We start from the raw sequence: 20,525 nt of genomic DNA, 5'->3' as shown, positions 1-20,525 counted from the left end.
CCCCCCATTTCGTCCCCCGCCCCCTCCACGGAACAGCGCGCCCTTGTCCCAGTCCAGCTCCTCCTCCGACGGCTACGACATAGCCTTCAAGGTCCTCCTCGGGGTCTTCGCCGTCGCCATCCCCCTCTCCCATCTCGCCTGGCTCGGCGGGAACCTCACCGCCCTGCTCACCGGGCACCCCTGGGCCGGCTACCGGCCCGCCGACGCCCTCATCCGTCCCGACCAGCTCTGGCCCGGCCTGGGAGAAACGTCCCTGCTCCTCGGTGCCCGAATCCTTCCCGTACTCGCCCTGATCGCCCTTGCCGCCGTCGGCGGCGTGTGGTGGAGCCGCCACAGAGGCGCCTTCGTCGGGAAGAACAAGCGCCGGGTCCAGGGCACCGCCAAGGCCAGAGACATCGAGCCCCTCCTGGCCAAGGCGATCACCGCAAAGGCCCGCAGCCTGCGCCCCAGCCTGAAGGACGCCGACCGCATCGCGGCCTCGGACACCGGAATCCTCCTGGGCAACCTGCAGGGCACCCGGACCGAGATCCGGATGGGGTACGAGGACGTCGCGGTGGCGATCATGGCACCGCGCTCCGGGAAGACCACCTCGCTGGCGATCCCCTCCATCCTGGCCGCGCCCGGCGCCGTACTCCTGACCAGTAACAAGGCGGCCGGTGACGCCTATACGACCTGCTTCGACGCCCGCAGCCGGGTGGGGCGGGTGTGGTCGATGGACCCCCAGCAGATCGCCCACGCACCGCGCACGATGTGGTGGAACCCCCTTGCGGACGCGAAATCCCTGGAGGGTGCGAACCGGCTCGCCGGCCACTTCCTCGCCGCGTCCGTGGACGCCTCTCAGCAGGGCGACTTCTGGTCCAAGGCCGGCAGCAACATACTGTCGCAGTTGTTCCTGGCCGCGGCCTTGGACAACCGCCCGATCACGGACGTGATGCAGTGGCTGGCGTTCCCCGCCGACCGGCGACCGCTCGACATCCTGCGCGACCACGGATTCACCTCCGTCGCAGCCCAGTTGAAGGGAACGGTCGAGGGCCCGCCGGAAACCCGAGACGGTATCTATGAGACCGCGAGACAGTACGCGTCCGCCCTGCTCAGCGCGGACATCGCCGCCTGGGTGACCCCGCAGAAGGACGTAGCGGACTTCCGCCCGGCGGAGTTCGTGGCCTCCACCGACACGCTGTTCCTGCTCTCCAAGGACGGCGGCGGCGGCGCCTCCGCGCTCATCGCAGCGTGCGCCGACTCGGTGATGCGGGCCGCAACCGCTCGAGCCGAACGGACCGGCGGACGTCTCGACCCGCCCATGCTCGCGGTCCTCGACGAGGCCGCAAACGTGTGCAAGATCAGCGACCTCCCCGACCTGTACTCGCACCTGGGCTCGCGCGGAATCATCCCGATGACGATCTTGCAGTCCTACCGGCAGGGCCAGAAGGTCTGGGGCGATGCGGGCATGGACGCCATGTGGTCCGCGGCCACCATCAAGGTCATCGGGTCCGGTATCGACGACCCGGATTTCGCGGACAAGCTCAGCAGGCTGATCGGCGACCACGACGTGGAGACCAAGTCCACCTCCATCTCGGACTCGGGCAAGTCCACCTCGATCAGCGTGCGGCAGGAGCGGATCCTGCCCGCGGACCGAATCCGCGCCCTGCCCAAGGGAACCGCCCTTCTCTTCGCGACCGGCCTGCGCGCCGCCATGCTCGACCTTCGCCCCTGGTACCTCGAACCGGGCGCCGGAGAACTGGCCGCCGCTTCCAAGGCCGCCTCCGACTCCATCACCGCCGGGGCCATCGCCAAGGTCGCGCCCACGCAGGCCGACTTCAAGAAGGCCGCCTGACGGCGCCCGCGCACCGTCACCCACCGCCACCAGGAGGCACCCTCTGCCTGACGAACTCCCCCTTGATGATGAGCTGTTCACCTTCACTCAGCGCCTGCTCGACATCGCGTACCGGCTCGATGGCCTCCAGCGGCAACCCGGAACGGGTCCGGAGCGCTTGGCGGAGACGGTCCGGGCCGCGGGCGTGCTGCAGCAGACCTCGCTCGTCGCCGGCCAGCTGCTCGCCAAGACCGCGCTGAGCCACGCGAGGACCACCGTCGACGGCCGGCAGGCCATCGCCCTCCTGCGCAAGCTCGCCAAGGCGACCTCGCTCGCCGCCCTGCTCACGGCGGAAACGATCTCCGCCCTCGCCCACGACGACACCGCGGCAGCGAACCTCCTCCTGGAACAGGCTGCCACTCACCTGAGCGGGACCCCGTCGGCTGTCCACCGCGTCGGCAGCGCCCTGCTACGGCACGAGGGCTTCCTCCACGCCCAGGACCGCGCCGCCCGGCAAGACCTCGGCCTCGCCAAGGACGCCGTCAAGGTCAGCGAACCCCAGCGGCAGGCGCTCGCCTCCCTCGCCCAGGGAGACGGTGTCCTTCGCGAAACGGGCACGGGCCTGCGGGATGTCGTGGCCCCCCTCGCCGCGTACGTGTCCGTACGGATTGCCACGATCGACGCACTCACCTCCCGGGACCTGCTCACCCTCACGCCGCTCCCGAAGCAGCCGGGCCACTACCGCCTGCACGTCACACCCGCAGGCGTTCATGCCCTCCTCGCCGCCAATCCCCAGCCGCTCCGCAGCCTGCCAAGGTCCCCCGTGGCCGTCCGACCGGCGACGCCGGCGGCCTCCGCCCCGGCCTCGTCTGCCGCGGCCAGGCGCCGCTAACCCCCCCTTTCGCCCCACAGGAAGGTCCTCCTTGGCCCGCCCCACACCCCTCGACTACGCCGAAACCCTCCGGGCTGCGGCCCAGTCCCTCGAACAGCACCACGCCCTCGTCCGGGACACCCGGCTCGAACCCGGCCTGGTCGCACAGCTGCAGCTCGGCCCGCTTCTGCGCTCCACGTTCAGCCTCGCCGAAACGCTGATGGACGAGCTACCCGCCATGAGCACCAGCACCGCGTTCACCAGCACCACCGGATCGCGGCAGTCCCTCACCACGCTGGCCGCGGCGCTCGCCTCCATCACCGACGCCGCCGCGGAACTCGGCTTCGCACTCGGTGAGAACGCCCACCCCGGAAAGGCCCAGGGCACCCCCGACCCGGACGACGACACCGTGTGGACGGCCCTCTGCGACCAGGCCCGACCCCGCATGAACGAGCACCTTCACAACGCTGCCCACCAGCTCGAACTAGCCTCGATCTCCTGCCCCTACATCGCCGGGGCCATCGAACGCCGCAACACCCCGACACAGCGCCGGACCAGCCAGACCCCTGCCCCCGCGCACGCCTCCCCGGCGAACGCCGCCGGTTCCGGCGCCCCACGCACGAGGTGATGCCGTGAAGCACCCCGACGAGCAGGACCGCGTCCTGGTCTCCCCGCGTCACCTCGCCTGCAGGGGCGACCGCCTCTCCGACGTCCTCGGACCGTTGATCCACCTGTTCGGGTGGACGCACAACCATCGCCCCGCCAGCGGGCGAGTCACCGTGGACAGCCCCGACGGCTCCACGTTCGTGGACTTCACCCCGAGCGGCTTCGACGAGCCCTGGTGGACGATCAGACATCACGAGCCGTACTGGAAGATCACCGCCGGTCGGCAAACACCCCTGGAAGCGCTCGCCGCCGTCACCCAGGCCCTGCCCCAGCTCCTCGGCGACGCCCGCCACCGCGAACAGATTCCGCTGGCGTCCCGCTCCGTAACCGAGATCGCCTCGGTCAACGGCTGGACGACGGACGGGACATCGATCACCTCCGCCGACGGCCACTGCACCCTGCACCACCGCCCGGACACCGAGCAGCCCTGGCTCGTGGAGTCCTCGGTGTACGACGGGTTCGACACCCACTGGTTCGCCTCGTTCGAGGGTGACGTGCCCGACGCCCTCGTACGACAGTTCCTCGCCCACCTGGCCAGCACCGATCCGGTGGAGCGCACCCTGGCCGACGTTCCCTACCTCTCCCGGTATTCGGCCCGGATCACCCCCATGCACGGCTCGGCTCTCGGCCCGCACATCGTGCACGCCCTCGCCGCTCTGCCCTCCCAAGCCAGCCCGCAGCGCAGCCGCTGACGCTCTCGGCCGACCGCAACCGAAGTCCCCGCTCGCTTGCCCCCACCCCTGTAGGAGATCCCACGACCCCGAACGAACAGACCGGCACGCCCACCCCGGCCGACATCGCCCGCGCCCTCGCCGCGCAAATCTCCACCAACCCGCCGCCCCCGCCGCACGTCGTGACCGTCAACTTCGGCCTGCTGCGCAGCGCAGCCGCCCGCTACGGGAACCGCTCCCGCGGCGGATCCGTGCTCGGCTTCGCCAACTCCCTCCACGCTCAGCTGTACGGACTTCCGCTCGAACGCCCGCCGCTTCCCGGCGCGCTGGACGAGCTGCTCCAGGCCACCGGGTACGACGACGACCAGAACCTCGTGCTCGACCAGGTCGCCACCCAGCTGGAGGCCGCTGCCGCGCTCATCGAGCAGGCCCGCCACAAGGCCCGCTGGCAGCAGCTGCCGGAGTCGGTGGCCGCCAGGCTTGTCACCAGCCAGGCGCTCGCCCAGCACCTGTCCAGCGAACTGCACCAACTGGCCCAGGCCTTCGCCTCGCCGGGTGCACCCCCGGCACCGATGGCGGCCCTCCCCGGCCCGGCCCCGGCTGCCGCGGCACCCGCCCGGGCCCGGCTCTGAACCACGTGCCTCGTGCCGCACAGCAGCGCCTCCCCTCGCCCACACCCGAAAGCCCCTCCTTCCCATGACCGACGACCTCCTGTTCGACGTGCCCGAACCGCCCACCCCCGTGGAACGCCTGCTCGCCCTCGCCGGCGACGTCACCCGCCACAACGACGCCGTCCACCTGTTCCGTCCAACGGCCACCTCTGGGTCCGCCCTCGGCGTGCACGCCGACTCGGCGGCCCAGCTGGCACACGCAGCCCTCACTGCCGTCCAGGCCGTCCACGACCAGCAGTTGTACGCGAGCGCCGACTTGATCGATGCCATGGTCCGGATCAAGCAGGTCGCCTATCTCAGCGGCGAAGCGGCCCGTCATCTGGCCGAAGCACAGGCCGCGGTCACGGCCGCGGCTCTCGCGGACCCCGAGCTCACCGGCTTGCCCGACACCGCCGCCGAGCAAATCCAGCTGGCCCAGGAACTGACCGCGCTCGCTCCGGAAGCAGCCGTCGAATCCGCCACCGGCATCGCCCGGGAGACACACCGGCGCCGGCCCTCCGCGACAACGGCAACCGACGGCCTGGCCACCGCCGAGCTCAGCACCCTCCACGCTGTCGCCCGCGGCCATGTCGTGATGGCCCGGAGCCAGGGCAGGGAGTACGTCCACAGCCGCGACGGCAGCGTCCGAATCGGCACCCTGCGCTCCCTCGAAAGCAAGGGCCTCATCGTGCGCGCACCCGCCACAGCAGCGCCCGCCTTCCACGGCGGCCCGGCCCAACACCGCATCCGGCTCACCGTTCGCGGAGCGGCTGCTGTCGCCGCCCTCCTCGCTCTTCCGCCTGCCGCGCCCTCGTCGGCCCCCGCTCCCGCGATGCCCGCGGCGCCCACGACGGGCCCGGCGCGAAGCCGCTGACCAGGCCCGTCCGCCTACTCACCCACCCATGAACGACGCCCCTCTGCCCCGGGGGCGGCACCACCAGCAAGGACCCGTCATCAACGCCACGACCTCCACCGCCCCCCACCAGCCAGCCCCGGCCGCCCCGGACACCGCTATCCGTCCGGCCTTGCGCGCGCTCTCGCTCGGCGCCGGCGTTCAAAGCTCAGCCCTGCTCTGCCTGTCCGCGGACGGCACCCTCCCCAAGATCGACATCGCGGTCTTCGCCGACACGGGCTGGGAGCCGAAGAAGGTGTACGAGCACCTCGACCGCCTCGAACGGGAAATCGCCGCCCCGGCCGGGATACCCATCGTCCGGGTGTCGTCAGGGAACATCCGAAACGACGCCCTGGACCCGAATCACCGATTCGCTTCCATGCCTCTCTACATCCTAAATCAGGACGGAAAGCAGGGGATGACCCGGCGGCAATGCACCGGGGAATATAAAATCAAGCCGATTAAGAAAAAGATACGCGAAATTCTCGGATACCCCTATCCGTCCAGGGTTCCGAAGGGCGTATTCGTCGAGCAGTGGGTCGGCATCAGTACGGATGAATTCCACCGGGCCAAGGACTCCGGCGTCCAGTACATGCACAACGCACACCCACTGATCGACATCGGCTGGTCACGGGCCGACTGCATCCGCTACCTGGAGCGGCTCGGACTAGCCGACACACCCAAGTCGAGCTGCCTCGGATGCCCTTTTCACGGAAATGCACAATGGCGGAGCATCAGGGATGCATCCCCGAGCGAGTGGGCCGATGTGGTCGAATTCGACGCAGCCATCAGGCAGGGCAACGCCCGCGCGAACGCGACAGGAAACCCACTGCTCGGACAGGCTTATCTGCACCGCTCCCGGGTGCCGCTGTCCGAGGCGCCGATCGACCATGTCACCGCAGCGGAATGGGCTGCCCTCCGGCAGGAAACCGGCGCACCTGATGCCGAGGACCTTGAAACCGGGGTCGTGGACGGCTGCTCGCCGTGGGCCTGCCGTGGCGAACAGCCCGAGCCGGTCCGCGACGACTTCGGGCTGGCCGTATGAACGACCTCATCGTGGACCTCTTCGCCGGCCCGGGCGGCTGGGGGCACGCCCTGCACGTCCTGGGCGTACGCGACGTCGGCCTGGAGTGGGACGAATGGGCCTGCAAGACCCGCGCGGCAGCCGCGCAGACCACCATCCGCACCGACGTCGCGCTCTACCCCGTCCGGCCCTTCGTGGGCCGGACCCGCGGGCTGATAGCGAGCCCGCCCTGCCAGGCGTGGAGCATGGCCGGCAAACGCCTCGGCCTGATCGACCAGCCGCTCGTCCACCAGGCCGTGGCGGACCTGGCCGCCGGCCGGGACACCCGCGAACAGCTGCTCACCGCCTGCCAGGACCAGCGGTCGCTGCTGGCCGCCGAGCCGATGCGCTACCTCCACGCCCTGCATCAGGCCGGCGAGCCGGAATGGGTCCTGATGGAGGAGGTCCCCGACGTCGCGCCCCTCTGGAAGCAGTACGCCGCCGTGCTCCGCTCCTGGGGGTTCTCGACCTGGAGCGGCATCCTCAACGCCGCCGACTACGGCGTGCCGCAGACAAGGCGGCGGGCGATCCTGATCGCCTCCCGCACCCGTACTGCGGCCCCGCCCGAGCCGACGCACGCCAAGTTCAGCGAGCCGGAGACGTTCTTCGGGCCCGGCCGCCGGACGTGGGTGTCCATGGCAGAAGCCCTGGGCTGGGGACGCACCGACGGGCCCGTACCCACCGTGTGCGCCGGCGGCGGACCCGGAGGCGGACCGGAGCCCTTCCCCTCCGGCTCCCGCAAGACCCTCTCCGACGCCCGCGACCGCGGCGCGTGGAAAAACCCCCCGCTCCACGACCAGAACCTCAAGGCTGGACCTCCGTGCAGCTGCACGGAGGAATCTCCACAGACGCCGCGGCGCGAGGGCGGACGGGACTGGGTTCTGCGCAGCAACAGCCAGGCGAACGCGGCGATCCGGTCCGTGTCTGAACCGGCCGCCACCCTGTTCTTCGGCAATCGCGCCAACGAATGCGTCTGGACCACCACGGGCCCCGCGGAGACGGCGCCGCCGGCGATCCGTATCACCGCCGAGGAGGCCGGGATCCTGCAGTCCTTCCCGCCTGCCTACCCCTGGCAGGGCAACAAAGGCCAACGCTTCTCCCAGATCGGAAACGCCGTTCCCCCTTTGTTTGCCGCCCACTTGATCGCACCGCACGTCGAACGCGTACTCACCCACGACGACTTCGTCCTGGCGGCATGATGTCCGACGCCACCCGTACCGAAGCCGACGAGGATGTCCTGCAGTACCCGGCGCCGCCGCCGGTGGTCCACTACGCTGAACAGGCCCTGCTCGGGGCCCTGCTCCTGGTTCCCGAGTGGCTCAAGACCATCGGGCCACTCGAGCCTGAGCACTTCGCCAACACCGCGCACAGCGCCCTGTTCGCGGCGATGCGCACGGTGTCCCCGCCCGCGCCCGAGGTCCACCGCACCAGCCCGGTGTGGCCGAACCAGCTCCTCAACGCGGCCCAGCCCCAGGCCCGAGCCCTGACGGCCTCCTACCTGCACACCCTCATCGGCGTCTGCCCCACCGACGCCCACGCCCCTGCTTACGCGCAGATGGTCCGTTCCGGGCACGCCCGCCGCGTTCTGCGTCGGCATGCCGCTCTCCTCGCCCAGGCCGCCCGCGCCCCGGGGCCCGATCCGGCCCGGACGGTTCTCACCCGGGCCGACCAGCTCGCCGTCTACCTCGACGAGTTGGCAACCGCCTTCCCCTCCCACCCCGGCTCAATACCCCGGACCCCAGCTGCCCCCACAACAGCGGTCCAGGCATCGGTAGAGGCGGCGGACGAGGAGCGAATGTTGCTGGCCGCGGCCACTGCCCACCCCGAGGACCTGCTACGAATGCGGTGGCTGCACGAGACCGACTTCACCACTCCGATGCATGCCTCCCTCTTCGCCTGTCTCACCGGCCTGGCCCGCCGTGGCGCACCCGTGGACCCGATCACCGTGCTGTGGGAGGCACAGCAGCGCGGTCTCCTTCACGACGGGTTCGGTCCCACCGATGTCCTCGACGCGGTCTCCCACCCCGCAGGGGCACCCGAGCACTGGGCGCAGAAGATCCTCCAGCGCGCCCTCCTGCGCCAAGCCGAGGATGTCGCCGCCCGGATCGAAACCCTCACTGCGGACGAAGCCACCACGGTCCATCAGCTGGCCACCGGCAGCCGCCGGGCCCTCGCCGCGCTGTCCTCCGTCCGGGCCCGCTGGCACCAGGCCGTCGGAGACACAGCTTCAGGAGCACCCCCCGCTGCTCCCACGACCGTCCAGACCCCAGCGCTCCGGCAGCCGGCCGCACGGGCCAGCCCAGCCGCCCGCCACCCTGCACGACCCGCCCGATGAAGCTCTCTCGCACTCGCCGGCCTCCTACCGCTTCCCGATCCACACAGAAGGTCCCCGCATGCCGTACGCCCCCGCCGACGCCCACGTCAGCTTCACCCTTCACCCCGACCACCACCCTGGCGTTCTCGCCACAAACTCCGGCCCCACGAGCGACGCCGCCCGCTCCCACCTTCACGACCTCGGCTTCCGAAGCACCGGTCCGGACACGATGGTCCTCGCCCGAATAGACCGGGAGGAGCCCTACTACGCCGACCGGGCCGCCAACGAACTGGCCCGATCCGGCTTCACCGTGGACATCGCCCCGGCGCTCCAGGAGGAGATCGACACCGAGTGGACCTGGGCCGACTACCCCATGCCGTGGTGCACCCCTGAAGAGATCCGGCAGGTCAGCGCCGATGCCCAGCGCATCCACGACGACATCGCCACAGGCCGCCTGACCGTCCACCTTTTCTTGGGGCAGTTCAGATCTGTCTCATGAGGTGTCGCTCGGGCTGATGAACTTGGTCCTGGAGCCCTCGGCCCGCTGCTATCTCTCGTCTCCCGCGTTGTCTCACAAGGGGGATGAATATGTTGCTGTTCTCGGTCGACTCGAAGGTGGTGAAGAGCCATCTGGAGAGTCCGGTGCTGTCCGGTGAGAATGCGGCCAGGCTGCTGGTACATCGCTCGATCTCGGACGGGACCCCTATCTACCTGGACGAAGAGACGATGATGCCGGTCGAGCCGTTGTGCTCGTGCACGACGAGGGTCACGGCGACACCGGAGGAGCGGATCTCCCCGGCGAGCCTCACCGCCGCCTCCAGCTACGGGCGCCGCGTGGCGCGGGTGGAGATCTTCTCCGAGAAGACGCGGGGCACCCCGGACTCGGCGAAGGAGTCGAGCTTCGCGTCCAGGGACTGCCGGGCGGTCGAGGCCCGTGCGTACCCGAGGCGGACGTGCCCGACCGTCTGGGTGCCGGCGCGAGCAGGCCGGGGCAGCTCGGTCCACACCGAGCCGGGCTTGCGCACGGCGGGGGTCGGCACGCTGAGGGCCTTAGCGAGTTGGGGCACGAGGCGGAAGCGGGCGGTGTGGTACTGGATGGCCACCTTGCCCTTGCCGGTCCGGCATGGGGAGCCCGCAGGGGCCGCGCAGGTGGACATTGGGCAGTCGTGCGATTCCACGCGCTTGACGTCGCTCACAAGCCCAGACATGTTTCATGTGGGTGTTTCAGAAGTCCAGCTGTTTGCAACAACTCATGAAACATGATCGCCGCAGGTGGGGGCCGCCGAACGATCGGGTGTTTCACGAGCGACCACCTATGAAACGGCCATGCGACCCGGCACGCCTTCGGCCTCGCCATGGCCGCAGCGCTCCGCGCGGCCAGGCCTGACCGTGGAGACCTGGGGCGATGAATGGCTCCTGGTCCTCTTCGACCACCCCACCGGCCCCACCCCCGCGGGTGGCGGGGCCGGTGGGCTGAGAGCGCCTACGGGGCGGGCGTGAACTCCACGTCGGTGCCGCCACAACCGGCAGCGATGTCCAGCAGCCGGTCCCGCTCGGCCTCGTCGACCGCGAGGCCCCAGCGGAGCTTGGTCGCGGTCCACTCGGCGCCGTACCGGCACAGCGCATCCGGCGCCGGCGGCAGCCACTCCGCCGGGTCCTGGTCCGCCTTGCTCCGGTTCGAGCGGGCGGTCACCGCGACCAGGGAGGCCGGCTGACCCTGGTCGTTCGCGTACGCCTCGCGACGCGCTGCCGTCCAGGCGGAAGCGCCAGCTGGCGGGGAGCGTCATTCGAACCGTGCGGTATTCCTGTCCGCTCGGTGGGTTCCGAGCTAGCGTCGCTACTGATGTGCTGCAGGGTCGAGCAGGGCGCGGAGAATCGTCCACGTCGTCGTGGAGCTGCTGGCAAATCCCGGGGCATAGCGGCGCACGCACGGACGGCAGGGTCGGGATCGGCGAGCCAGCCGGTGGTGTCCTCACCCCAGGCCCCGATGGTCAAGATGGCGGCAGCGCGTTCACGCCGGTCGGCGCTCGCGGCGAGGAGCCGCAGCATCGCGGTGAACATCACCGCCTCCGGATCCAACGCGGCCACATTCGCCGCCCGCACGAGCCGGATCGCCCCCGGCAAACTCGCCCCGCTCAACGCCACCTCCGAGGGTTGCATCAGATGCAACATCGTGGCGTTGAATGCCCCGCCCCAGGTCAGAACTCACCCACCGTCACCTCGACGAGCGACAACCCCCATCCCCCACCTGCCCCAAGCCGTCAGCACACGGAAGCAGAATGATGCGCCGAGCCCAACTCCGCCTACTTGCTGTCCCAAGCCTCGGCGAGCGGGACCATGTGGTCGATGTCCAGTGCACCGGCCGGTGTCACTTCCCGCTCGTCGTAGTACGACCACCAGGTCCCGCCGGTCAGGGTGCAGCCCGGTCCGATCTCCGGGTACACGATCGCCTCGGCCAGGAGGACCTCCTGGCGGGTGTTGCAACCGTCGGCCGGAATCGCGCCGGCATTCCAGTGACGGAAGGAGGTCCGCTGGTATCCGGTCCGGTCCTCCACCGCCAACGGCAGCGCGGACACCGCGACCCCGATCGGCAACACCTGCGGCACGACGGCCGCAGCCGGAGCCGGGGCGGCGGGTTGTGCGGCCGCGTACGCGGCCGTGGGCAGAGTCAGGGTCAGGGCGAGGGCGGCGACCGCGACAGCGGACCGCTTCATGATCATCATGGACCGGTTCTACCGGCCACCGCACCATCAGCAACAGGCCACCCTGGCCCAGTTCACCCGCCCGAGCACGCCGGTTCACCGGCGAAACGCCACTGCACCCGACCCCAGGCCGGTCAGCCGGCGGCCGCCGCCGGACCCTCGCCGAACCCGGGTACGTCTTCGAGCCCCACGTCCAGGCGCAGCCGCTGGAACCGGAGCGGGTGTCGGTAGACGCCGCCGTGGTCGATGGCCCGGTCGGCGCTGACTTCGGCGACCAGGGTGGGGTGGACGAGGGTGGTGCGCGCCGCGCACGGCGTCACCTGGCTTTGTTCACGAGAACCGACAGCAGATGTTCACCACTTCGGGAGGCAGTTCAGCGTTGGACTGGAATCGAACATCCTCAGTGACGTCGGCACGCCGTCGACAGCTCCTGCTGCTTAACACTCACGGCGATACGGCGTCTGGCCTGGTGTTCGGCGTGCAAGAGGGCCTGCGCTCGGGGGAACGGAGGCCTTCTCGCGTGCTTACTCAGACGCTGTGGGCGGTGACCGCGACCTTGTCGCCGTTCATCGAGAGCTGCTTGATGGCCACCTCGTTGGAGGACGCATCCAGGCTCGGGCCGGTGATCTGGGTCGGGAAGGCTCCGGAGACGAGCCAGGACACGTAGACCTTGCCCGTTTCATCGGTCAGGTTGATCGTGACGTCCTTCTTCTCGTCGTCTGCGGAGTCGTAGTTGCAGATCCACTCGTAGAAGGAGGAGTTGCCCGGGAGCACGACCTGGGAGAAAGTGATGGCCGGCGACTGGACCCGGGTGAGGCCCCTGAACAAGCCACCCATGCCGTCGCGGTACTCGAAGGACTCGTGCTGCTGCTGGTCCAGGCCGCTCACGCTGCTGCAGCGCATGTCCACCGTGCCGTCGCCGTCGAGGTCGACGGTGAACCGGAAACTCGGGACGGGGTAGGTCGTGTCGATGTTCTCGGTGCTGTCTGCCATGGGGTGCTCCTCGCTTTGCTGTGCAGGACACCGACCATGATCACAATACGCCGAGCAGCAGGGGCGCAAATCCAGAAGAATGTCCTCTGGAAGGGGCTGCGTTCCATGGGTTCCGACAGAGCGGTGACGTCACACCAGGCTCCATCCGGCACACCATGCCTGGCGCAACTTTGAAGGGGCAGGTCGGTCGTCGCGGCCTGTGCGGCGACGCGGCACGGGCGCGACTCTCACGCATCAGCGGATTCGAACAGTCACGTACCCGGGCGCCTCCCGAAGTGGTGAACATCTGCTGTCGGTTCTCGCGAACAAAGCCAGTCACCAGCCCCGCCGTGGCCGCGCTCTGCCACCAGACCTACGTGTGACTGGGCGAGGTAGTTGTCACCAGGTGCGCTTTGCGGCCTGCGCGTTCGACTCGGCTTGGGCGCGCTATCTGTCACCAGTTGGGCGAGATGGTTGTCACCTGCCTCGCCTGGCCTTGGTCGTTGTCACTGCCGCGGGGAGCGAACCGACTGCTCGGTGCGGGTCGTGGCCCCTGCGGTTGGCAGGGGCCACGCCGTGCGGTTCGGCCTTGGGGCGGGTCAGTCCCAGGCGGAGTTCTCGATGTTGAACTTGCCCGGGTTGGACTTGTCATCGGAGAACCGCAGCTGGCTACCCTCGACGACCAGCGGCCGGCCCGTCTCGCGAGTCTTCTGCCAGATCTCGTAGTAGTTGCCCATGTCGTAGAAGGAGACGGGATCGCCCTTGCTGGGGAGGTGGCCGACCCAGCCGTCCCTGGACTCGATCCAGTTGCCCTTCCCGGTGGCGCAGGTGACCTGGAGGTGACCGCCCCAGTTCCCGTTCTTCTCCCAGCCGTCGACGACCTTCACCCACAGCGTCACACCCTCCGCCTTCATGAGTTCCGACTCGGTCCGGGCGACGAACTCGCGCCTTTCGGAGTCCCACCTGACGGGGTCCGCCGTCTGGTGCGTGCCCAGGTAGCCCCCGCCCTTGAAGCGCACGGTGGCGTCGGGGTTGCGGATCGGGACGTACCGGGTGTCCGGGAGGGCGGGCTTGGAGTTCGCGATCGTGAAAACCGACCGGCCGAAGTCACGCCAGGGCTTCTCGCTGCTCTGGCGGAATGTGGTCCGCAGGTACTCGTTGAGGGCCTTCTCATCTGCGCCGAAGTCCTGGACGATCTGGACGATCTGCCGCAGACGCTGCCCGTCGCCACCGGCCTCCTCCTTCCTGGCGACCTCCTTGGCCGCCTCCGCGTCCTCCGCGGTGACCTCCCAGTCGAAGATGTCCCGCTGCCTGGCGATCCTGGCCAGTTCCTCCTGGTCGAGGCCGGTCACGTTCACACCCACCGCGGCTAGCTCCTCGGCGAGAGTCCTGGGCACGTCGAGGCCCAGTTCCTTCCAGACCCGGGCGTCGACGCGCGCCTTCTTGGCCTCCTGGTGCACGGCCTCGATCTCGGCGATCTTCTGTAGGTCCGGCCCCTTCGCCTCCGTCGGTGCGTTCTTGTCCTCGAAGATCAGGAAGCTGTTCTTGCGCAGGTACCCCATGGAGAAGCCCTTCTTTGACGTAGCGTCAACAAGTCGTCACTTTGCGCATCGCACGTTAAGCGATCAAGAGCTCGAAGGGGGATCGACAGTCCCCGTTCAACCCGATCGAGCGAGCGACGGGCGAAGCGACATCCGGAGCGGCCCATCTGGATGGTCTGGATGGCCTGGCAGTGACAGATACGGCGCCCAGGTGACAGCTGGCTCGCCCAGTCGCACTACGGCTGGCCTGGAACTGCATCGCCCTACCGAAGGGTGTCAGCCGGAATCCAAGGGCGGGCCGCGGTCTGGCGGGGGTCGGAAAGTGCGGCGCCGGCTGGGGATGTGCCGCCCAGCGGCCGGAGTGCCCGGCGCCACAGGTCGAACAGCGGGCGCGGTCGGGGGTGGCGTCCGGGCGGGATCGGTCAGGCTTCCTGCCCGGACACCGGGCAGGAAGCAGGCGACGCCTGCGGTCAGGCGGTTGTGGAGCCGTCCGCCCGACCACGGCTCATGCGCAGATGATCTGGAAGACGTTGCTGGAGACGAAGATCCGCCCGTTGTCACCCTTGTCCAGATGGAACGTCTGGCTGAACTGCGTGGGAGGGTGCCCGTCGATGCGCAACTCGCCCGTCACCGCGGTGACGAGCGCGTCGGACCCGGGAGGCGGCTGCTGTACGTCGAGGGTGGCGATCTTGTGTGTGGCCTTGTCGAACGGCAGGCTCGTCAGCTTCTCGACGATGGCCTTGCGGCCGTCGAACTGCTCACCGTCCCACATCATCGTGGATGCGTCCCTGTAGATGTGCTCCAGGAACCCACGGTTACTGAGGGATCGGTAGTACTCGTCGATGAAGTCCTTGGCCGCGGCTTTGTTGTTCTCTGCAGACATAGCAACGCACTGTAATGGATCAGCAACGGAATGCAGCATTCGACGTTGACCGGCCAGCGACCCGTTGCCCAGGCGTTGGCTGCATGCCGGCCTTGGCTATGGCTATCTGGTCGCTGCCCCGTGTCGCCGAGCGTGATGCCCGCGCCGGTGGGTCACGTGCGCATCAGCCCGCCCACGCCACCTTCGAGATCTGACCCTGCTCTCCGACCGCCGCGCCTGCCGGCACACCGTGGCCAACCCCGTACGGGGTCAGGACGGTGACGCCGGCACGCGAGACGGTCTCCGGGCCGATGCTGAGAGGGCTGCCCCCAGGATGTTCGGCGATCTCGGGGAGGGGGTGAACTCCGAGCTTGGGAGCCGCGCATCCGTCTGCGATCCGCGGTTCCACAGCCGACACGGCTCCTGCCCGCCTGTCGGCAGCCACAGAAACGATCAAGCGACCGCCGCACGGGTGAATCAAGATCACCGGGGTCGAGGGCAGGGCCCCAGAACGGCAGGGTGGTGGCCGCGTCGGTGTCCGGCCGGTGCGGGTGTTCGGGGTGCGTGGAAGGGAAGTGCGGCGGTGGCGAGTACGACGTCGGTCGAGGAGCGGGTGGAGCGGCTGAAGGGGCTGCTGACCGGGCAGAGTTCGAGTACCCGGGCGGTGCGGGCGCTATCTCCGGGGGACGGGTACACCAACCTTTTGCTGGGCGTGGCGCTGCACGGCGCGGACCGCAAGCGCAACCGCCACACCCTCACCAGCCTGGAACGGCTCCTGGTCGACGCGCTCGGCACGATCATGGAAGAGACCGAGCTCAAGGAATGGGGCCTGGCCTACCGGGAGACGGTGCAGGAGGCGCCGGCGGGGACGCTGATCGTGCCCAGGGTGATCACGGAACTGCACGAGTCGGAGGGCTTTTCGACCACCGACCTGAAGCGGGTGCTGCCGCAGCTGTCGGCGGAGGTCGCCAAGGCACCGAACGTGAACCTGCTGACGGTGGAAGACCTCGCCGCCGGACGCCAGGAGGAGCAGGAGTTCCTCGAGGGGATGCAGGCGTGCGGGTTCGCCGTCACCGGTGTCGCTCGCTACCCCGCCGCCGCGGGTGAGGGCGAGGATGAGGAGGCGCCTGCGTCGTGGCGGGTGCGGCTGGAGATGGAGAAGTTCTACGTCGAGCGGGCCGTCGGCGACCAGGGCGGCGGCCGCGACGAGATCTACTTCACCGCCTCCTCCAGCGCCGGCGGCGGAGACGGGCAGACCTTCACCTCCCAGGAGTTCGGAGCCGTCAAGAAGGGCGATACCCGCACCTTCAACGCGGACAACAAGGTCTTCCTCGACGAGGACGCCGGCCCGGCCGGGCTCACGGTGACCAGCATTCAGGTCTGGGAAGCCGACCAGAGCGATTCCCGCTGGTACGACGCCCTGCAGAAGTCCCTGAACAGGGCGGTCGAGGAGATCGACCGCCTCCTCAACAACCCCGTCGGCATCATCATCGACCCGACTCCGCTGCCGGTGACCATCGCCTACGAGGTCGCCAAGGTGTTCATCGCCCTCATGGACACCCTGCGCAACCACGACGACCTCTCCTGTACCCGCAGCTTCGTCCTCACCCGCGACGACATGGCCATGCTCGGCCATCAGGGCGGCGTGGAGTGGAACTTCAACGACGACGGCTGGCACAGGCTGACCGTCCGCTACACCGGTGCCCGCCCCGTCTACCCCACCGGCGCCGTCGAGATCATCAGCCGCCCCCAGGGCGCCACCCCGGACGACGCGGGTGAATGGGACGCGCCGATCCCCCTCGGCTGGAAGACCGTCGCCACGCCCGCCCTCGCCGTCTACCACGGCGAGCTGCACACCCTCTTCCCCCGGGCCGGCGACAACCAGCTCGTGTGGAGCCGCTACGACGGAACCGCCTGGAGTACCCCGCAGCCCATCGGCTCCGCCCACACCGACCGGCCGCCCACCCTCGCCGTCCACCAGGACCGCCTCCACACGACGTACAGCGGAGGCGACAACCGCATCTACCACGCCTGGTACGACGGCCAGAAATGGGACCAGATCCGGAAGATCAGGACATGGGAATCCCCCCTCGGCCCCTCCCTCGCCTCACTCGACGGCACCCTGTGGCACGCACACACCGCCAGCAACGTCGTCTACTACGCCACCTACGACCACGACGACAACGGCTGGAACCATGAGGACTACGTCCCCATCTCCGGCATCACCGCCCACAGCGCCCCCGCACTGGGCCTCGGCGGCCCCTTCATCACCATCAACCACCGCATGGACAACAGCGGGATCTGCACCCGGCTGGGGAGCAGCGACCACCGCTGGGGCAACGACGGCGGCATTGACACGATGTCCACCCACCACGCGCCCACCGTCCACCAGGCAGACCACTGCGGGTGGCTGGCCTACCGGGACACCAGCGGCCGCGCCCGCCTGGCCTGGCACGCCGAAGACGCCTACAACTGGAAGCTCCTCCCCAACCCCATCGCACGCGGAACCTGGACCTGCGGCCCCCTCGCAGCCCCCTCCCTCACCACCCACAACAACCGCCTCTACGCCATCTACCACGCCTGACCCATCACACGAGCGCGCTCCGGCACATGACATCGTCCGCCGGAGCGCGGCCGGGCGACCATGCACTGCACCGACAGCACCAGGCAACGCCCCACCCGCCGGAGCCTGCTGATACCGGCCCGCCAGCGGCTCAGGCCCCTTCCCCGTATCGCGGTAGTGTGCGACATCCCGCGCGTTCCGGAGTCGGCACTCCGGATATACGGCACGTTTCAGTTGGTCAGCCGAGCGTCCCGGTTGGCCGCCCTGAGACCACGACCAGAGATCGAATCGGCCCTTGGGGAGGGTCGGACCGGTGAGTAGCGACTCCGCTAAGCGGCGGTGGGCGCAGCCGTCGACCGCTGGCGCAACGCGGTGAAGTCGGCCTGTGCGGCGTCGACGGCTTCGGGGATCAGCGGGACCGTGGTTGGCACTGAAAGCGATCATGGGCGCCCGGTGGTCGAGTGGAGCGCCGGGCGTCACCCGAAAGGTGATGATCTCGGCCCTCCCCGCTGTTCAGGCCCTTTTGGAGGTCTGCGGATCGGTACCGTGCCCATGCCGGTCAAGAACTCCGACCTGCGGTGGACGTCCGGCGGCACGGGCGCAGAGCCGCGGGCGCCGGAGGTCGCATGCCCGGATCGTCATACCGGATATCACCACCCTTTGGAGTTTGCCTGTGTCGGAACGCCGCTTCACCAAAGAGCACCTGTGGGTCGACTTCGAGAACGAGGTCGCGACGGTCGGTATCACCGACCACACCCACAGCACCGCCGGCGAGATCATCCACGCCGAATCGGTCGAGCTGAAGACAGTCGCACAGAGCGATGCGATCGGCTCGGTGGAGTTCGCCCAGGGCGGCACCGCCGACATCCTCGCCCCCGTCGGCGGCGAGGTCATCGAGGTGAACCCGATCATCGACGACGAGCCGGGGCAGCTCAACACGGGCCCGGGCGCCTGGCTCTGCAGGATCAAGGTGTCCAACGAGAACGAGCTCAAGAGCCTGTTGAGCGCGGATGCCTACGCGCAGTTCTGCAAGGAAGGCAGCTAGCAGACGGCAGAGCCGTTCCGGCCCCGGGGATCATTGGAACCGTGGTTGTCGGCGGAATGGATCAAGGCCAGATACTGAGGGCTCGGCAGCCTGGAAGTCGGCGTGGGCCTGGGCGACGGCTTCCCCCGCGACTTCTCGCGCCCACAAACGCTGCCGCCGGGCGGCAGCGGAGCGTCGGCTCCGCGTAGAGACGGGCGGGCGGGCTACAGGCAGGCCAGATGCTCGCGCACGGGGCCGGCCAGTTCGGCGTAGAAGTCGACGCGGTCCTGGGTCTGAAGGACCTGGGCGCAGACAGTCAGCAGGCCGGTGCGTGCCTCGGGCCGGTCCAGGACCGGGGCCAGCTGAGTCCGGATGCGGGCGGCCGTCTCGGGGGTCAGCAGCGCGTACACGTACAGGGTGGCCGCGTCGTAGCCGTACGGGGCGCGGCCCCATCCTTCCCAGTCCAGGATGTGCGGGCCGCGCGTGACGTTGCCGTAGTGGAGGTCGCCGTGGGCGGTGGTCCAGGTGACGTCGTCGACCTGGTGGCCGGTGAACTGAGGGATGACGCGGCGCAGGTACTCCTCGCGTACGGCCTCGCGGTCCGCGGGCGGTGGCACGTCGGCGAGGGCGTCCAGGGCCGCCGCCATCTCCTTCCACCACGTCTCGGGCAGGCCCGGGTCCTCGTCGAGGACGGGGCGCGGGCAGACCATCGGGTCGGGGGCGAGGGCGTAGAGCTCGGCCCGGTAGGCGTAGCCGTCGGTTGTCCAGTCCCGGATGCGGAACAGGTCGGGGCGCGGCACCGCAGCGGGGAGGGCGCGGGAGGTGGATGGGCCGTTCCACAGCGTGCCGCCCTCGGTGCCGGCCTCGGCGCAGACCACACGCAGCCAGTGCGGGCCCGCTGCGCTGGAGAGGGTTCGTCCCCGGTACCCCCACACCCGGCGGCCGGTGGCGCGCAGGCCGAACTGATCGGCGGCGTGCCGCTGGGCGGCCAGCATCCGGTCGGCGGTGGCGGGGGCGGGGGCCTCGAACATGGCGGGTCCTACCTCGGCTGGGAGACGGCTGCCACGCCCTTGGATACCAGCTCGGTGGCGAGCGCCGCGACCTGTTCCACGGTGAGGCCGGAGCGCTCGGCCAGGTCCCCGAAGGTGAGACGGGCGCCGGAGACCAGGGCCTCCAGCACGGGGCGCACGGAGGTGTGGAGCTCCCATTCGTGCCCGGCGGCGCGCAGCACGACGGCCGCGGCGGCTCCCTCCAGCGCGGCCCAGGCGGTGGTGAGGGCCAGGACCAGGCCAGGGTCGGCAGGGACGTCGCCGATGCACGGGAGGGACGGGGCCGGGCGGCCGGGGTCGCGGGCGTCCAGGGAGGCGGCGAACTCCGAGACGACGTGCGGGTGGAGCGCCTCGGACACCTCCTTGAGCAGCTGCTCGGCGTACGCGGTGCGCTCGGCGGGGCCGGCCACGGTAGGCACGTTCGCTCAGCTTCACCGCGTCCATCACCGGCCGGTAGGCGGTGTTGTTGCACTTGAAGCCCAGGTGGTTCAGCAGCGGCGGCAGCATCTGCCGGTAGTACGAGCTGTACGACGATCGGAGTGTGGTGCGGACCTTGGCCTTGAAGACCTTCTCGTTCGCCTTCGCCTCGGCCACCAACTCACGGAGCGTCTTCTCCCCGGCCACCGGGAACAGGGCCCGTCGTACGACCTCGTCTGGCTTGTCGACGGCGGCCGTCGCCAGCTTGAAGGGGATGCCCTCCTCCCCGAGGCCATTCTTCAGCTCGGCGGTGATCTGCTTCTCCACCCGCCGCTCGGCGCGAGCGTTGATCTTGTGGACCAGGGCGACCAGCAGGCCGAGCAGGGCATCGGCGATCTCCGCCTGACGGGACGAGCACAGCGCCGCGAGCAGGGTGATCCGTACTCAAGTTTCAC

20 protein-coding genes and 1 pseudogene are annotated in these 20,525 nt (G+C 69.5%); 12 read left to right on the top strand and 9 right to left on the bottom strand.

The features are described 5' to 3' along the window. Positions 1 to 43 precede the first annotated feature (43 nt). The 10 genes from ACFYXK_RS12790 to ACFYXK_RS12745 all read left to right on the top strand — a co-directional run bounded on the left by ACFYXK_RS12790 (position 44) and on the right by ACFYXK_RS12745 (position 9,439). On the top strand, positions 44 to 1,834 hold the full coding sequence (locus ACFYXK_RS12790) for a type IV secretory system conjugative DNA transfer family protein (RefSeq protein ID WP_389411157.1): 1,791 nt from the start codon (positions 44 to 46) through the stop codon (positions 1,832 to 1,834). Positions 1,835 to 1,991: 157 nt separating this feature from the next. Further along, positions 1,992 to 2,705: a hypothetical protein gene (locus ACFYXK_RS12785; RefSeq protein WP_389411156.1), complete on the top strand. Its 714-nt coding sequence runs from the start codon at positions 1,992 to 1,994 to the stop codon at positions 2,703 to 2,705. Positions 2,706 to 2,736: 31 nt separating this feature from the next. Next, entirely contained in the window at positions 2,737 to 3,312 is a 576-nt protein-coding gene (locus ACFYXK_RS12780) for a hypothetical protein (RefSeq protein ID WP_389411155.1), read from the top strand. Positions 3,313 to 3,316: 4 nt separating this feature from the next. Continuing rightward, positions 3,317 to 4,042 (top strand): DUF317 domain-containing protein, encoded by a 726-nt coding sequence (locus tag ACFYXK_RS12775; RefSeq protein WP_389411154.1) that lies wholly within the window; start codon positions 3,317 to 3,319, stop codon positions 4,040 to 4,042. A gap of 161 nt (positions 4,043 to 4,203) precedes the next feature. After that, positions 4,204 to 4,653, top strand: a complete 450-nt coding sequence (locus ACFYXK_RS12770) for a hypothetical protein (RefSeq protein ID WP_389411153.1) — start codon at positions 4,204 to 4,206, stop codon at positions 4,651 to 4,653. A 64-nt stretch (positions 4,654 to 4,717) separates the two neighbouring features. Further along, a complete protein-coding gene (locus ACFYXK_RS12765; protein ID WP_389411152.1) occupies positions 4,718 to 5,545 on the top strand; it encodes a hypothetical protein in 828 nt (275 codons plus the stop codon). 193 nt (positions 5,546 to 5,738) lie between these two features. Then, on the top strand, positions 5,739 to 6,608 hold the full coding sequence (locus ACFYXK_RS12760) for a hypothetical protein (protein WP_389411335.1): 870 nt from the start codon (positions 5,739 to 5,741) through the stop codon (positions 6,606 to 6,608). Further along, complete coding sequence (locus ACFYXK_RS12755) at positions 6,605 to 7,825, top strand: DNA cytosine methyltransferase (RefSeq protein ID WP_389411151.1); 1,221 nt, start codon at positions 6,605 to 6,607, stop codon at positions 7,823 to 7,825. The genes ACFYXK_RS12760 and ACFYXK_RS12755 overlap by 4 nt, the downstream gene beginning before the upstream one ends. Next, positions 7,822 to 8,961 carry a DnaB-like helicase N-terminal domain-containing protein gene (locus ACFYXK_RS12750; RefSeq protein WP_389411150.1) on the top strand — a complete coding sequence of 380 codons (1,140 nt, stop codon included), beginning with the start codon at positions 7,822 to 7,824 and terminating at the stop codon, positions 8,959 to 8,961. Before ACFYXK_RS12755 ends, ACFYXK_RS12750 begins: the two co-directional genes overlap by 4 nt. A gap of 58 nt (positions 8,962 to 9,019) precedes the next feature. Beyond that, the gene (locus ACFYXK_RS12745) at positions 9,020 to 9,439 is read left to right on the top strand and encodes a hypothetical protein (protein ID WP_389411149.1); all 420 of its coding nucleotides are present in this window, start codon (positions 9,020 to 9,022) and stop codon (positions 9,437 to 9,439) included. 322 nt (positions 9,440 to 9,761) lie between these two features. Here the strand turns inward: ACFYXK_RS12745 and ACFYXK_RS12740 are convergent, their stop codons facing one another. From ACFYXK_RS12740 to ACFYXK_RS12710, 7 genes and pseudogenes are all read right to left on the bottom strand, one after another. Then, a complete protein-coding gene (locus tag ACFYXK_RS12740; protein ID WP_389411148.1) occupies positions 9,762 to 10,097 on the bottom strand; it encodes a hypothetical protein in 336 nt (111 codons plus the stop codon). Positions 10,098 to 10,423: 326 nt separating this feature from the next. Then, a pseudogene (locus ACFYXK_RS12735) lies at positions 10,424 to 10,711 on the bottom strand (HNH endonuclease); the annotation flags it as partial. Positions 10,712 to 11,243: 532 nt separating this feature from the next. Further along, positions 11,244 to 11,663, bottom strand: coding sequence for a hypothetical protein (locus tag ACFYXK_RS12730; protein WP_389411147.1), 420 nt, complete (start codon positions 11,661 to 11,663; stop codon positions 11,244 to 11,246). 113 nt (positions 11,664 to 11,776) lie between these two features. After that, positions 11,777 to 11,962 carry a hypothetical protein gene (locus ACFYXK_RS12725; protein WP_389411146.1) on the bottom strand — a complete coding sequence of 62 codons (186 nt, stop codon included), beginning with the start codon at positions 11,960 to 11,962 and terminating at the stop codon, positions 11,777 to 11,779. Positions 11,963 to 12,170: 208 nt separating this feature from the next. After that, positions 12,171 to 12,635 (bottom strand): phage tail protein, encoded by a 465-nt coding sequence (locus tag ACFYXK_RS12720; RefSeq protein ID WP_389411145.1) that lies wholly within the window; start codon positions 12,633 to 12,635, stop codon positions 12,171 to 12,173. A 578-nt stretch (positions 12,636 to 13,213) separates the two neighbouring features. Beyond that, the gene (locus ACFYXK_RS12715) at positions 13,214 to 14,176 is read right to left on the bottom strand and encodes a hypothetical protein (protein WP_389411144.1); all 963 of its coding nucleotides are present in this window, start codon (positions 14,174 to 14,176) and stop codon (positions 13,214 to 13,216) included. 484 nt (positions 14,177 to 14,660) lie between these two features. Then, complete coding sequence (locus ACFYXK_RS12710) at positions 14,661 to 15,038, bottom strand: nuclear transport factor 2 family protein (RefSeq protein ID WP_389411143.1); 378 nt, start codon at positions 15,036 to 15,038, stop codon at positions 14,661 to 14,663. Between the two features lie 562 nt (positions 15,039 to 15,600). Between ACFYXK_RS12710 and ACFYXK_RS12705 the strand changes: the two genes are divergently transcribed. Both ACFYXK_RS12705 and ACFYXK_RS12700 read left to right on the top strand, forming a co-directional pair. Then, the gene (locus ACFYXK_RS12705; protein ID WP_389411142.1) at positions 15,601 to 17,601 is read left to right on the top strand and encodes a hypothetical protein; all 2,001 of its coding nucleotides are present in this window, start codon (positions 15,601 to 15,603) and stop codon (positions 17,599 to 17,601) included. Between the two features lie 652 nt (positions 17,602 to 18,253). Continuing rightward, positions 18,254 to 18,625 (top strand): glycine cleavage system protein H, encoded by a 372-nt coding sequence (locus tag ACFYXK_RS12700; protein ID WP_389411141.1) that lies wholly within the window; start codon positions 18,254 to 18,256, stop codon positions 18,623 to 18,625. Between the two features lie 203 nt (positions 18,626 to 18,828). On the opposite strand, the gene ACFYXK_RS12695 is transcribed toward ACFYXK_RS12700, so the two are convergent. Both ACFYXK_RS12695 and ACFYXK_RS12690 read right to left on the bottom strand, forming a co-directional pair. Continuing rightward, the gene (locus ACFYXK_RS12695) at positions 18,829 to 19,635 is read right to left on the bottom strand and encodes a phosphotransferase (RefSeq protein WP_389411140.1); all 807 of its coding nucleotides are present in this window, start codon (positions 19,633 to 19,635) and stop codon (positions 18,829 to 18,831) included. 8 nt (positions 19,636 to 19,643) lie between these two features. Beyond that, positions 19,644 to 20,072, bottom strand: a complete 429-nt coding sequence (locus ACFYXK_RS12690) for a hypothetical protein (RefSeq protein WP_389411139.1) — start codon at positions 20,070 to 20,072, stop codon at positions 19,644 to 19,646. Positions 20,073 to 20,525: the final 453 nt, after the last annotated feature.

Source organism: Streptomyces sp. NPDC002209 (genome assembly GCF_042890265.1).
Classification (GTDB): Bacteria; Actinomycetota; Actinomycetes; order Streptomycetales; family Streptomycetaceae; genus Streptomyces.
Note: the sequence above shows the minus strand (reverse complement) of the source record. Positions and strands in the feature narration are given on the sequence as shown.